Below are 13,092 nucleotides of genomic sequence, written 5' to 3'. Positions count from 1 at the left end.
AAGGAGGGATGTGCATGGATTATTATTTTCGAGTCGATCATATGGAACAAGTAGGTGATCGCTTTCTCGTTCGAAGCGGAAATGACATATATATTGCGGTGCCGACGAATGAAAAAGAAAGCGATATTCAGCAGTTATATTACATGGCGATGTATATGCGAACGCAAGGTGACGAAACGATTGCAACGTTGCTTCCAACGAAAACAGGACGTTTGATTGGCATGTTACAAGGAAAGCAAGTGAGTGTATGGAAAATGGAAAACCGAATGAAAACAGGAGATACCGCGCAACAACTCGCGTTATTTCATCAGCGTGGTCGCACATATCCGTATGATGTTTCCGCTCGAAGTCGATTTGGCAAATGGGGAGAACTATGGGGACAACGAATTGATCAACTAGAACATTTTTGGCAATTACAAGTGAGGTCTTCCGAAAAAAATGAGGTGGATGAACAATTTGTTGAGACATTTCCTTACTATTTAGGTGTTGCGGAAAATGCGGTTCAATATGTGATGGATACGCAATTAGATGAAGTTCCGATGCGCGGTGATATGCCGACGATTTGTCATGAACAATTTCCGCCCGAAACATGGGAAATGGGGAAAATACCGACGGATTGGGTGTTTGATCACGCAAGTCGCGATGTTGCGGAATGGATTCGAAAGCAGTGGTTAACGAAACAATCAGATGAAACGATTGAGCGTTTTTTACAAACGTATGAACATGTGCAATCGCTTAGCCGTTTTTCTTGGCGAATGATTTATGCCCGATTATTATTTCCGCTTCATTACTTTCAATCGATTGAAAACTACTATGGATCAGAAGGTGACATACGACAACGGTATGCGCAACAATTACGACAAGTATTTGAAGAGACTGACGTATATGAACAAAAACTTCGTCATTTTCATGATATGACTACGGTCTCTATTCCTCGTCTCGATTGGTTATAAATATGGTACAATAAAGCGGATAAAGATATGCTAAAGGGGACGAGGGTATGGGAAAACGATATGTTTTCATTACAAGAAAAATACCAGATGATGTCGTTGCACCGTTATATGACAAATATGATGTGAACATGTGGCCACATGAGCATCTTGTTGTTCCGCGCGATGTGTTACTTCAAGAAGCAAGCCGAGCGGAAGCATTAATTACGATGTTATCTGATCGCATTGATGAGGAGTTATTGCAACAAAGTCCGAAACTTCGCGTCGTTGCGAATGTAGCTGTCGGTTACGACAATATTGACGTAGAGGCAGCGACAAAACGAGGGGTCATTGTTTGTAACACGCCTGATGTATTGACAGAAACAACAGCGGATTTAACATTTGCTCTCCTGTTAGCAACGGCAAGAAGATTGGTTGAAGCAGCCGAGTTTATAAAAGAAGGAAAATGGAAAAGTTGGAGCCCGCTTTTACTTGCAGGGACGGATGTACACCATAAAACGATTGGGATTGTCGGGATGGGGAAAATCGGGCAAGCCGTTGCACATCGGGCAAAAGGATTTCATATGCGTGTATTATACTATAATCGTTCACGAAATATCGAAGCCGAACGAACGCTTGGTGCGATGTATTGTTCGTTTGATGCGTTGCTTGAACAAGCGGACTTTGTCGTCTGTTTAGCTCCGTTAACGAATGAAACGTATCGATTGTTTAACCGCGAAGCATTTATGAAAATGAAGCGATCAGCTATTTTTATTAACGCGGGACGCGGGGCGGTTGTGGACGAAGAAGCGTTATATGATGCGTTAATCAACCGACATATTGCTGGTGCGGGGCTAGATGTATTTGCACAAGAGCCGATTCGTTCGGACCATCCGCTATTACAATTACCGAACGTTGTTGCTTTGCCGCATATCGGGAGTGCGACGAAAGAAACGAGGTATGCGATGATGCAACTATGTTGTCGCAACGTGATAGCCGTGCTAGAAGGAAAGGAGCCTTATACACCTGTACAGAGCCAATAGGCTCTTTTTTTATTTTTTTAGAAAATTTTTAAACATAAAACGTTTTCATATGGTACGATAATGAAAATAAGGATTGTAAAAGAAATGGAGATCCTCTATAATGTCTACTATACAAAAACAAATGTTCATTACAGAAAAACAAGAGGTGGGGAAGATGGTAAAAAGCGTATCAGTTGGATTGTTAGGATTAGGAACGGTTGGCAGTGGAGTTGTGAAAATTATTAAAAATCATCAAGATAAATTGATGCACCAAATTGGTTGCCCTGTTGAAATCAAAAAAGTTGCTGTGCGTGATCGCGATAAAAAAAGAGATGTCGTTTTGCCAGAGTCAGTCTTAACGACAAACGTAGAAGAAGTCATTCATGACCCAGACATCGATGTCGTCATTGAAGTCATGGGAGGCATTGAAGAAACGCGACGATATATATTACAGGCATTAAAAAACGGAAAACATGTTGTGACGGCAAATAAAGACTTAATGGCGCTGTATGGAACAGAGTTGCTTTCCGTCGCATCTGAACACGGTTGCGATTTGTTTTATGAAGCAAGTGTCGCAGGAGGAATTCCGATTTTACGCAGCCTTGTAGACGGATTAGCTTCTGATCGAATTACAAAAATGATGGGCATCGTAAACGGGACAACAAACTATATTTTAACAAAAATGAGTAAATTTAATAGAAAATATGAAGAAGTATTAGCAGAAGCGCAGGCGCTCGGTTATGCTGAGGCAGATCCGACATCAGATGTAGAAGGACTAGATGCAGCAAGAAAAATGGCGATTTTAGCTCGCCTTGGTTTTTCGATGAATATTGATTTGCAAGATGTATACGTCAAAGGAATTACTGGAATTACAGAAGAAGATTTAAATTACAGCAAACGACTCGGTTATACGATGAAATTAATCGGTATTGCCCATCGAGACGGAGAGAAAGTAGAAGTGAGTGTGCAACCGACATTGTTGCCAGACACACATCCACTTGCGTCTGTCAATGATGAGTATAATGCCGTTTACGTTTACGGTGAAGCGGTTGGAGAGACGATGTTCTATGGTCCGGGAGCAGGAAGCTTACCGACAGCAACATCCGTTGTGTCGGACTTAGTTGCTGTAATGAAAAATATGCGCCTTGGGGTCAATGGAAGAAGCGCAGTTACCCCACAATACGATAAGCAGTTAAAAGACGATAGCGAAATATACTCGAAATATTTCTTACGTATTCATGTAAAAGATCAAGTTGGAGCGTTTGCGAAAATTACATCACTTTTTTCAGAACGTGGAGTAAGTTTTGAAAAAATTTTACAATTACCTTTAAAACAAAAAGACTTGGCAGAAATTGTTCTTGTTACGCATCAAGCATCTTTAAAAGATTATCGTGATGTGTTGCAACAGTTGCGCGATTTAGAAGTTGTCGAAGAAGTGAAAAGTTCGTATCGAGTAGAAGGGGAAGGTGCGCTGTAATGTGGAGGGGATTGTTACATCATTATCGTGAATATTTACCGGTGACAGATAAAACACCGATGTTATCGTTAAATGAGGGGAATACACCTCTCATTCCGCTTATTCATTTATCGGAAAGACTCGGTGTAGAATTATACGTCAAAACAGAGGGGGCTAACCCAACGGGATCTTTTAAAGATCGCGGGATGGTTATGGCTGTTGCGAAGGCAAAAGAAGAAGGAAGCGATACAATTATTTGCGCTTCGACAGGCAACACATCTGCCGCTGCCGCTGCGTATGCTGCACGGGCAAATATGCGCTGCATTATCGTCATTCCTGACGGGAAAATTGCGCTCGGAAAGTTAGCGCAGGCGGTCATGTATGGGGCAGAAATTGTTGCGATTCAAGGAAATTTCGATCACGCATTAAAAATGGTGCGTCGTTTAAGCGAAATGGCTCCGGTGACGCTTGTCAATTCGGTCAATCCGTATCGTATTGAAGGGCAAAAAACAGCAGCGTTCGAAATTTGTGAGCAACTTGGGCAAGCCCCTGATATTCTTGCCATTCCAGTCGGAAATGCTGGGAATATTACAGCATATTGGAAAGGATTTAAACAATTTCATGAAAAACATGGAACAACATTGCCGCAAATGCGTGGGTTTGAAGCAGAAGGAGCGGCAGCAATTGTTCGTAACGAAGTGATCGAAAACCCAGAAACGATTGCGACAGCGATTCGAATCGGTAATCCAGCGAGCTGGGAATATGCTGTTCAAGCTGCCAACGAATCGGGAGGAAAAATTGATGAGGTGACAGATGCCCAAATTTTAGATGCGTACCGTCTACTTGCACGAGAAGAAGGAATTTTTGCAGAACCTGCTTCATGCGCGTCAATTGCTGGTGTCATGAAGCAAGTGGAGAGCGGAGAAATTGCAAAAGGAAGCCGAATTGTTGCGGTGTTGACTGGAAATGGATTAAAAGATCCAAATGTAGCGATGGACGCGACGAATATTCAACTGATCGTTTTGCCAAATGACGAAGAAGCGGTGTTTGCGCATATTCAAGGAGCGGTCCTTCAATGAATGATGGAGAGATGTTAAAAATTGTCGTGCCAGGAAGCACAGCAAACCTTGGACCTGGCTTTGATTCGATCGGATTGGCTGTATCGTTGCATTTAACGTTAGAAGTTGTTCGTGCTGAGGTGTGGGAATTTATCCCGAAAACAAGTGAAGTAAAAAGTATTCCAACAGGTGAAAGTAATTTAATTTATCAAGTAGCCAGTCAACTCGCTCGTCAGTATGGTGTAGTGCTACCTCCGTGTCGCGTGTTTGTATCAAGTAACATTCCATTTACGAGAGGGTTAGGTAGTAGCGCAGCTGCCATTATAGCGGCCATTGAGCTAGCAAATGAACTTGGACATCTTGATTTGTCACAGGAGGAAAAAATGCGCATAGCTAGCGTATATGAAGGTCATCCTGACAATGTCGGTGCTTCTTTATATGGGGGAGTAGTCATTGGAAGTCATTTGAAAGACCGTACACATGTTGTGCACATCCCTTCCATTCCAGTTGATTTAATTGCTGTCATTCCGGCGTATGAATTGGAAACAAAAAAGTCTCGCACTGTTCTTCCTAGCGCATTTACGCGCGAGCAAGCAGTCGAGGCAAGCGCAATTAGTAACGTGCTTGTGGCGGCATTGCTTACAAACCATTGGTCGCTCGTTGGTGAGATGATGGATGCAGATTTATTTCATCAACCATATCGTGAATGTCTCGTACCCGAATTGCAACATGTGCGTACCATAGCAAAACGGAATGGGGCGTTTGGGGTCGCGCTAAGCGGTGCGGGTCCAACTGTTCTTTGTTTTGCTGAACAAGGGAGAGGGAAAGAAGTATATGATGCGCTTGTGGCAACATTTCCACATTGTGATGTTCGAATGTTGTCAGTAGAGACGAAAGGTAGTTGTGTATATAAAATGGCGTTAGAGAAATAAATGATTTTCTTCATATGAAAAGGGGATGTACTTCTCGTACACCCCTTTTACTTTAAAACACTTGTTCAACTTCAACAACGCCAGGAACTTCTTCAAGTAATGCGCGCTCAATACCAGCTTTTAATGTGATCGTTGAGCTTGGGCAGCTTCCGCACGCACCGAGAAGGCGAAGTTTAACAACGCCGTCTTCTACATCGACTAATTCGCAATCCCCGCCATCGCGAAGTAAAAATGGACGAAGTTTATCTAACACTTCTTGCACTTGTTGTTTAATATCTTGATCTGCCATTTTCATCGACTCCTTTCACTAATTTTATTATAATCATCATGATGAAAAAAATCTATCAACGTTACTTAACTTTTTTCCAGGGGAGAGAATAAATATGATTGAAATATGTGTGTATGGAGCGGATACGATTTGTGCTTCTTGTGTCGGTGCACCATCATCAAAAGATACGTATGAATGGCTTCAAGCTGCCATTTCGCGCAAATATCCGAACGATTCATTTCAATTTGTGTATGTTGATATTTTTCATCCACCGGAAGATGAAGAAAAACGTCAATGGGCACAAAAGGTCATTGACGAAGACTTATTTTATCCTGTCATTGTCATTGATGGTGAAATTGTTGATGAAGGAAATCCGAAATTAAAAAACATTTATGAAGCGATTGAAAAAAGGGCGAAGTAACTCGCCCTCATTCATTTTACATAACGCAAATCAGTAATTTGTGCTTCATGTTCAATGGAACGTTTAGAAAGTACATCTAAAATACGCTCTTGTCTTTTCTGATTTGCTTCAATATTTTTGACGATTTCATTCGTTTCAAGTACAGCTTGTTGGATCATTTTCAAGTCTTGCTTTGTAGCCATGGCTTTGAGGTCTTCTTTTGTAGCCATGTTTTCGAGATCTTGTTTTGAGGCCATGGCTTTGAGGTCTTCTTTTGTGACCATATTTTCGAGATCTTGTTTTGCAGCCATGGCTTTGAGGTCTTCTTTTGTAGCCATGTTTTCGAGATCTTGTTTTGTAGCCATAGCTTTGAGGTCTTCTTTTGTGGCCATGTTTTCGAGATCTTGCTTTGTAGCCATGGCTTTGAGGTCTTCTTTTGTGACCATATTTTCGAGATCTTGTTTTGTGGCCACTGTCTGTTTCATATTATTGATTTCTGCTTGAAGTTCGTTTAACTTTGTGAGAACTTGCTGGAGAACGGCTTCCAACATTTATCCCTCCTTTCTACTTGTTATGTGTATAAAGAAAACACCTTAATAAAAATCTAAGGTGTTTTCGGCATGAGAAGATCATTATTTTGTTATGCTATGCTTATCATACCATAGTGTCAAACAAAAAACAGCACATGTTTATACAAAAAATCTAGGTAATTAATATCCGTTATGGTACTTGTACATCCATAAGACGCCTGATTTTAGTAGACGTGGAACTCGTCCGGTTAGTGGGCGGTCGGCAACGAGGCCAAAGCCATGTTTTTTGCCTAATGATCCTAAAATACCTTTTAACTTAATTGGCGGAAATTCGCTTGGTGGTTCTTCGTCTTTCCATCTTTTTTGTAATACTTGAGCGATTTGTTCCGCTTGGCCTTCGGCAAGTTGGGCGCTCGGAGCGTGCGGTAAGCTTGCGCAATCTCCAACAACGTATACATTTTCTATATTTGGAATATGATGTCGAGGTGTTAATACGACACGCCCTTGACTGTCTTTTTCCACATCGAGTTCGCGGACGACACGATTCGGCTGAATGCCGGCAGTCCATACAATCGCATCGCAATGGATTGCTTCATCGTGATTATACAACGTATGTTCCTCAACTTTTGTAATGTTTGATTGACGAATGAGTTCCACACCATGCGAATGAAACCATTGCTCTACATAATGGCTTAGCCGCTCTGGAAACATGGATAAAATGCGTGTGCCGCGATCAAACAGTTTAACGTGTAAATCTGGACGACTTTCAACTAATTCGCTTGCCAATTCTACACCGCTTAATCCCGCACCGACGACACCGACGATGCTATGTGGTGGGAGATTGCTTAGTTTTTGATACGTTTCTCTTGCTTTATCAATTGTTTGAATGCTATAAGTAAAAATGTCTGCACCGGGTACACCGTGATATTTATCTTCACAACCTAATCCGATGACTAAGTCATCATACGGAATACACGTTCCGTCTTGAAGATGAACAACTTCATGATGCAAATCAATTTTTTTGACCTCACCAAAAACGTAAGATAGGCGAGGGTGTTCTGGGAATGGAACGCGAATGTGCTGGTCACTAATCGTCCCAGCAGCTAAAGCATAATATTCTGTTTTTAAACAATGGTATGGAACACGATCAATTAATGTAATATGGATATGTTCTGGTAAATTCGGAAGGATGCGGAGTAAGATGCGCATATTTCCGTATCCGCCGCCAAGTAGCACGAGGTTTCTCATGGAAGCTTTCCCCTTTTGATAAAATTCGACCACTAAAAGTATAGCGAAATTGTGACAAAATAACAACATTTTTTCGAGAAACATGAATAATTAAGATGTTTTTCTTATGTCAATATTACATCATTTTTAGTGAAAGTGTTATAATATTAAGATTGAGGTGAATACATTGTTAAAACCGATCGTTGAATTTTGTATAAGTAATTTAGCCAATGGTTCACAACGCGCGCTAGAGCAACTTGAAAAAGATCCGAATTTAGACATTATTGAATACGGATGTTTAGGATACTGTGGAAAATGTGCCAATATGTTATTTGCGATGGTAAATGGGGATATTGTTACAGCAGAGGATGCAGAGCAGCTCGTTGAGCGAGTGTATGCATATATTGAAGAAAATCCAATGTTTTAGGGGGCTATTGCGCCCCCTTTTTTTCTTCGCGAATTTCTTGCCAACGGTCGTAAGCCATATTGACAATTCCTTTTTCAATCGTCTCTTTTTTTCTAGCAATGACGCGCGAAAAATAAATGATCGCTTGTTTTTCTTTTCCTAGCCTACGATACAATTCTCCGATTAAATACAATAAGCGCACTTCGGACATATGTGTGTGAACAAAATCATCTGCTTCATAAGAAGCGATATATTGCTCGAGCGCTAATCGCATAAATCGCCGTTCTTCTTCGCTTTTTTGGTTTGAACGATATAACCATGCAAGACGCATATAAAGTCCAGCGAGCGTAATATGTTTTTCTTTTTTCAATGTGGCGGAATAAATGCCGAGCTTGTATGTATCAATGGCCTCAGCAAATGTACGAGCCCCGCTGTAATTTTTTCCGCGCCAATTGGCGCAAATGTTTTGTTGAATGGCCTCAAGCGTTTGTGGTGGGAAATATGTTGAAAATTCTTCTGTTGCCGCAAATCCGCAATGTGGACAAACGTGTACATAATACAAAAGCGGATTCGCTTCTTCGCTCGCATAATATGAGCAAAAGTCAGTGTCGTGCCGGATAGGACGAATGAAACGCGAACGGACTTTTTTCGTTGTATATGTTTGTTTACAAACAAGACATGTGACGGTACGATCATATAAAATATCCATTATGTTCCCTGCCTTGTAGGATTGATAGTCATATTATACTATATGTTTCTCGGATTGCCTGTGACTTTTTATATATTTGTAAAAAAGTTGTCACGTTCATGGCAACGATGTATAGTGTTATTAAACATGTATGCGGAGGGACAGTATGAGAAGTTTTTCGTTCACGAAAATGCATGGATTAGGAAATAGTTATATTTATGTCAATATGTTTACAGAGCGTTTAGCAGAAGAGGAATTATCTTATATTGCAAAGCGAGTGGCAAATGTACATACAGGGATCGGATCAGATGGACTCATTTTAATTTGCCCATCTGATGTGGCACCGGTGAAAATGCGAATTTTTAATAGCGATGGATCGGAAGGGAAAAATTGTGGCAACGGGTTGCGATGCGTAGCGAAATATGTATATGAACATGGCATCGTTCAAGAGGAACAGTTTCTCATTGAAACATTATCAGGTCTTGTTCAAGCTCGCGTTTTTGTAGAAGATGGAAAAGTCAATAGTGTGGAAATCAATATGGGAAAACCTCGTTTATCTCGTGGAGAAATACCGATGGTCGGAGAAGAAAACGATGTAGTTATTAACGAACGAATTGATTTTGCAGGGCATACGTATTATATGACAGGTGTATCGATGGGGAATCCTCATGCGGTATTTTATGTTGATCGTATTGAGGAGGCGCCAGTAACGACGCTTGGACCGACCGTTGAAAAAGATGAGCGCTTTCCAGAGGGAATAAATGTCGAGTTTGTAGAAGTGGTGAATGAACGTGAGCTTCATTTTCGCGTATGGGAGCGAGGATCAGGAGTAACCGAGGCGTGTGGCACTGGAGCATGTGCAGCGGTTGTGGCGTCGGTGCTAAATGGAAAAACGAAGCGAAATGAGGAAACGGTTGTTCATTTAGCTGGTGGAGATTTGTATATTACGTGGAAAGAAAATGGCGATGTGTTGATGCGCGGTGCTGCAGAAACGATTTGTACAGGTGTATACTATTATTAAAAAGGAGTGAAGTTCAATGGAACAAATTGTGATACTCACAGAAAAAGCGACGGAGCAAGTGAAACAGATGATGAAAGAAAGCGGAGAAGAGAACGTTTATTTTCGTGTCGGTGTTTATGGTGGAGGATGTAGCGGATTATCTTATGCGATGGGGTTTGAGCATCAGAAGCGTGAAGAGGATTATGAGTTTGAACAAGACGGTTTGCGTATATTAGTCGATAAAGAAAGTGCACTTGTATTAAAAGGAACGACGATTGATTACGAACAAGGAGCGATGGGTGGCGGATTTACGATTCACAATCCGAATGCCATTGCTTCGTGCGGCTGCGGTTCATCGTTCCGTACAGCGACACATACTGGTACGCCAGAAGAATGTTAAAAGGCCCCCGATGTAAAGTGGCACCCATGTCAAGGACACTATAAAAAAAGAGATTAAGCAGCTAGAAGATGATTCCTATATTGAATAGGGGTCATCTTTTTTAAATTCCACTGATAGCGGTAATTGTTATAGTAAACCATGTAATGATTAATTTTTGACTTCAATTCCTTCAATGTTCTTGCCGATTTATAATCCACTTCATCCTTAAGGTGGCCAAAGAATGATTCTTGAGGGGCATTATCCCAACAGTTGCCTCTTCGTGACATAGACTGGCCCAGGCCATACTCCTTTAAAAGCTTCTGGTAACGTGGGCTTGTATAGTGGCTTCCCTGATCCGAGTGGATAAAAGCCTCTTCATGGAGAGTAATTTTCTTATTGTTCATCAATTGATGGATCGTCTGGGTGGCGATGTCCAAGGTGATGCGATCAGACACATGGTAAGCCAGGATTTCATTGGTGGAGGCGTCTTTTACGGTCGACAAATAAGCCATACAATTTCCGTTATATGGAAGATAAGTGATATCCGTAAGTAGTACTTTCCCGGGGATTCCCTGCTTGAATTCCCTGTTTAATTTGTTCGGGACAACCTGATGCTCCTTCGTTGCTTTAGCGATCTTTTTATAAGGGTTAGGCTTTCGGTGAGGACAGACGATTCCGTATGTCCTCATGATCCTCTGGATCTTTTTACGGCTGAAGATCATATCAAACTCATTCTCCAATATCATTTTGATAGAGCGTGAACCTTTCTTATATCCCCGCCGGTCAAAGGCCTTTAAGATGATTTCCTTCGCTTCAAGGTCCAATTTCTCCCGTGCTTCCCGGACAGAGGAAGCCTTCAGGTAGCTGTAATATCCCGACCGTGAGACATCCAGAAGGTCACAAAAATACCTGGTCATCCCCTTGAATCCATTCTGTTCAATGGTCTCCTGTATCAATTGGTACGCTTTATTCGGATTGAGATTTTCCCTTGCGTTTAGCAGCCTCCTTTCGGTCAATTCTAGCTTTTTTAACAGCTCCACCTGTCCTTCCAACAGCTCAATTCTGGCCCTTTGCCTTTCAATCACTTCGGACTGTGTAAGCTCACGCTTTAAGGGTCTCCCAGAAGCCGTTTTCCTTGAATCTGTAAGCCCTATCAGGCCATTCTTTTCATAGGCTTTTTTCCATCTATGGGCTGACTGTTCAATTCGTTTTATGCCGATAACGTCCACATCAAAGCCGTTTTCCTCAAAGATCTGACGAGGGAATTTGCCAGCTTGGTATTCATCTATAAATCTATTTTTAAAATCGTCAGTATAGGTAATAGACCTTTCGCTGACACGTTGTACATTTGGATTTTTTTGAAGTATGTTTATCTCTTTAGATGAAAAAGTTATTTTACTCATATTGTCCCCTACCCCCCATATTCTGAAATTCAAGTATATAAAAATACCTGTAGGTTGAACACTCTTTTTTTCGAGTGTCCTACCTACAGGTACCATTTTAATGAGGAGGCCTTTTTCTTATTCAAACATCGATGTAGAATGAAGCGGTTGTACTTTTGCGCTTGGATCAATGTATGATTTTGCATTGTTGACCGCTGTTGGCGCTTCACCGAATCCGCAAGCGATTAACTTGACTTTTCCTTCGTATGTGCAAATGTCGCCGGCTGCATACACACCTGGAATGTTTGTTTCCATTTTGGAGTTTACTTTAATGCAGTTTTTCTCAATTTCTAATCCCCACTCTTTAATTGGGCCGAGCGAAGAAATGAAGCCATAGTTGACAATTACAGCATCAACATCAACGATTTCGCGCGCTTTCGTTTTCACTTCTTCTAAAACGACTTGTTTGATGCCGTTTTCATCTCCGATTAATTCGACAGGAACGAACGGTGTTTTGACGTCGACAGACGAGTTCATTAAGTTTTCAACGCTATGTTCATGAGCACGGAATTTATCGCGTCGGTGCACGATCGTTACTTTTTTCGCAATTGGCTCAAGCATAAGTGCCCAGTCAACTGCAGAGTCGCCACCGCCACATACAAGTACATTTTGACCGGCGAATTGATTTAAATCGGCAACGAAGTAATGTAAGTTCTTTCCTTCATACTGTGCGGCGCTTTCGAGTTCTAATCGACGAGGTTGGAACGCGCCATTTCCGGCAGTAATAATGACCGCTTTAGAATAATGAATTTCTTTATTTGTTGTTAGTTTAAATGTGCCATCTTCCAATTTTTCTAACTTTTCGACAGACTGTTCTAAACAAACGGTTGGGTTAAATTTACTCATTTGCTCTTTTAAATTGTCAATCAGTTGTTGGGCGCGAATTTTTGGAAATCCCGCTACATCATATATGTATTTTTCAGGGTAAAGTGCAGAAAGTTGTCCACCAAGCTGCGGTAAACTCTCGATAATTTTCACCGTTGCTTGTCGCATTCCTCCATAAAACGCCGTAAACAAGCCAACAGGTCCTCCACCGATTACAGTAATATCGTACAGTTTTTGATCTTCTTTCACGTTCATTCCTCCTAAAACGTAAATTCTCACGTATTATCATACCATAAAAAATGGTTGAACGCTTTTGTTGTTTTGAAAATTTCGACATGAACTCGACAAAAATTATGGCCAAAAATTGAACAAATAACTCTTGAAAAAGAGAGAAAAAAAGAATAAGATGTTAACGTAGAAATGACAACTTTGTTACAAAACGTTGTATTTTTTTGGTCTATTTCGTGAATAAATTCACAAAATTTTTAAACGATAAAAATCGTTCAACAAGCGCAAGCTAAAAAAAATAA

General features: G+C 41.1%; 15 protein-coding genes. 9 read left to right on the top strand and 6 right to left on the bottom strand.

Annotated elements, in window-relative coordinates; translation table 11 throughout:
- Window positions 1–14: 14 nt before the first annotated feature.
- The 5 genes from yutH (at window position 15) to thrB (ending at window position 5,397) form a co-directional block, all read left to right on the top strand.
- Window positions 15–953 (top strand): spore coat putative kinase YutH, encoded by a 939-nt coding sequence (gene yutH / locus AFK25_RS12615; protein WP_035066313.1) that lies wholly within the window; start codon window positions 15–17, stop codon window positions 951–953.
- 47 nt (window positions 954–1,000) lie between these two features.
- Window positions 1,001–1,972 (top strand): 2-hydroxyacid dehydrogenase, encoded by a 972-nt coding sequence (locus AFK25_RS12610; protein WP_009362240.1) that lies wholly within the window; start codon window positions 1,001–1,003, stop codon window positions 1,970–1,972.
- A gap of 154 nt (window positions 1,973–2,126) precedes the next feature.
- Entirely contained in the window at window positions 2,127–3,428 is a 1,302-nt protein-coding gene (locus AFK25_RS12605; protein ID WP_035066335.1) for a homoserine dehydrogenase, read from the top strand.
- Window positions 3,428–4,486: a threonine synthase gene (gene thrC, locus AFK25_RS12600; protein WP_035066316.1), complete on the top strand. Its 1,059-nt coding sequence runs from the start codon at window positions 3,428–3,430 to the stop codon at window positions 4,484–4,486. Before AFK25_RS12605 ends, thrC begins: the two co-directional genes overlap by 1 nt.
- On the top strand, window positions 4,483–5,397 hold the full coding sequence (gene thrB / locus AFK25_RS12595; protein WP_009362237.1) for a homoserine kinase: 915 nt from the start codon (window positions 4,483–4,485) through the stop codon (window positions 5,395–5,397). Before thrC ends, thrB begins: the two co-directional genes overlap by 4 nt.
- A gap of 52 nt (window positions 5,398–5,449) precedes the next feature.
- On the opposite strand, the gene AFK25_RS12590 is transcribed toward thrB, so the two are convergent.
- A complete protein-coding gene (locus tag AFK25_RS12590; RefSeq protein ID WP_003398276.1) occupies window positions 5,450–5,686 on the bottom strand; it encodes a NifU family protein in 237 nt (78 codons plus the stop codon).
- A 94-nt stretch (window positions 5,687–5,780) separates the two neighbouring features.
- On the opposite strand from AFK25_RS12590, the gene AFK25_RS12585 reads away from it, so the two are divergent.
- The gene (locus AFK25_RS12585; protein WP_009362236.1) at window positions 5,781–6,086 is read left to right on the top strand and encodes a YuzD family protein; all 306 of its coding nucleotides are present in this window, start codon (window positions 5,781–5,783) and stop codon (window positions 6,084–6,086) included.
- 11 nt (window positions 6,087–6,097) lie between these two features.
- Here the strand turns inward: AFK25_RS12585 and AFK25_RS12580 are convergent, their stop codons facing one another.
- A complete protein-coding gene (locus AFK25_RS12580) occupies window positions 6,098–6,616 on the bottom strand; it encodes a hypothetical protein (protein ID WP_205626195.1) in 519 nt (172 codons plus the stop codon).
- Window positions 6,617–6,775: 159 nt separating this feature from the next.
- Entirely contained in the window at window positions 6,776–7,843 is a 1,068-nt protein-coding gene (locus tag AFK25_RS12575; protein WP_009362234.1) for an NAD(P)/FAD-dependent oxidoreductase, read from the bottom strand.
- Window positions 7,844–8,009: 166 nt separating this feature from the next.
- On the opposite strand from AFK25_RS12575, the gene AFK25_RS12570 reads away from it, so the two are divergent.
- Window positions 8,010–8,249 carry a YuzB family protein gene (locus AFK25_RS12570; RefSeq protein WP_026011617.1) on the top strand — a complete coding sequence of 80 codons (240 nt, stop codon included), beginning with the start codon at window positions 8,010–8,012 and terminating at the stop codon, window positions 8,247–8,249.
- A 4-nt stretch (window positions 8,250–8,253) separates the two neighbouring features.
- Here the strand turns inward: AFK25_RS12570 and AFK25_RS12565 are convergent, their stop codons facing one another.
- Window positions 8,254–8,937 carry a DUF2225 domain-containing protein gene (locus tag AFK25_RS12565; RefSeq protein ID WP_009362232.1) on the bottom strand — a complete coding sequence of 228 codons (684 nt, stop codon included), beginning with the start codon at window positions 8,935–8,937 and terminating at the stop codon, window positions 8,254–8,256.
- Window positions 8,938–9,082: 145 nt separating this feature from the next.
- On the opposite strand from AFK25_RS12565, the gene dapF reads away from it, so the two are divergent.
- Window positions 9,083–9,937 carry a diaminopimelate epimerase gene (dapF, locus tag AFK25_RS12560; protein WP_009362231.1) on the top strand — a complete coding sequence of 285 codons (855 nt, stop codon included), beginning with the start codon at window positions 9,083–9,085 and terminating at the stop codon, window positions 9,935–9,937.
- Between the two features lie 16 nt (window positions 9,938–9,953).
- Window positions 9,954–10,316, top strand: a complete 363-nt coding sequence (locus tag AFK25_RS12555) for a HesB/IscA family protein (protein WP_019417399.1) — start codon at window positions 9,954–9,956, stop codon at window positions 10,314–10,316.
- Between the two features lie 53 nt (window positions 10,317–10,369).
- On the opposite strand, the gene AFK25_RS12550 is transcribed toward AFK25_RS12555, so the two are convergent.
- The gene (locus AFK25_RS12550; protein WP_035067880.1) at window positions 10,370–11,698 is read right to left on the bottom strand and encodes an IS3 family transposase; all 1,329 of its coding nucleotides are present in this window, start codon (window positions 11,696–11,698) and stop codon (window positions 10,370–10,372) included.
- 117 nt (window positions 11,699–11,815) lie between these two features.
- Entirely contained in the window at window positions 11,816–12,811 is a 996-nt protein-coding gene (locus AFK25_RS12545) for an NAD(P)/FAD-dependent oxidoreductase (protein ID WP_026011616.1), read from the bottom strand.
- Between the last annotated feature and the right edge of the window lie 281 nt (window positions 12,812–13,092).

The organism is Anoxybacillus gonensis (assembly GCF_001187595.1).
Lineage (GTDB): Bacteria > Bacillota > Bacilli > Bacillales > Anoxybacillaceae > Anoxybacillus > Anoxybacillus gonensis.
The sequence above is the reverse complement of the archived record's forward strand: the minus strand, read 5'-3'. Positions and strand labels throughout refer to the sequence as shown.

Bases quoted from the DNA above. Each gene is read 5' to 3' on its own strand.
- yutH (WP_035066313.1), top strand. From the start codon at position 15: ATGGATTATTATTTTCGAGTCGATCATATGGAACAAGTAGGTGATCGC.
- AFK25_RS12610 (WP_009362240.1), top strand. From the start codon at position 1,001: ATGGGAAAACGATATGTTTTCATTACAAGAAAAATACCAGATGATGTC.
- AFK25_RS12605 (WP_035066335.1), top strand. From the start codon at position 2,127: ATGGTAAAAAGCGTATCAGTTGGATTGTTAGGATTAGGAACGGTTGGC.
- thrC (WP_035066316.1), top strand. From the start codon at position 3,428: ATGTGGAGGGGATTGTTACATCATTATCGTGAATATTTACCGGTGACA.
- thrB (WP_009362237.1), top strand. From the start codon at position 4,483: ATGAATGATGGAGAGATGTTAAAAATTGTCGTGCCAGGAAGCACAGCA.
- AFK25_RS12590 (WP_003398276.1), bottom strand. From the start codon at position 5,686: ATGGCAGATCAAGATATTAAACAACAAGTGCAAGAAGTGTTAGATAAA.
- AFK25_RS12585 (WP_009362236.1), top strand. From the start codon at position 5,781: ATGATTGAAATATGTGTGTATGGAGCGGATACGATTTGTGCTTCTTGT.
- AFK25_RS12580 (WP_205626195.1), bottom strand. From the start codon at position 6,616: ATGTTGGAAGCCGTTCTCCAGCAAGTTCTCACAAAGTTAAACGAACTT.
- AFK25_RS12575 (WP_009362234.1), bottom strand. From the start codon at position 7,843: ATGAGAAACCTCGTGCTACTTGGCGGCGGATACGGAAATATGCGCATC.
- AFK25_RS12565 (WP_009362232.1), bottom strand. From the start codon at position 8,937: ATGGATATTTTATATGATCGTACCGTCACATGTCTTGTTTGTAAACAA.
- dapF (WP_009362231.1), top strand. From the start codon at position 9,083: ATGAGAAGTTTTTCGTTCACGAAAATGCATGGATTAGGAAATAGTTAT.
- AFK25_RS12555 (WP_019417399.1), top strand. From the start codon at position 9,954: ATGGAACAAATTGTGATACTCACAGAAAAAGCGACGGAGCAAGTGAAA.
- AFK25_RS12550 (WP_035067880.1), bottom strand. From the start codon at position 11,698: ATGAGTAAAATAACTTTTTCATCTAAAGAGATAAACATACTTCAAAAA.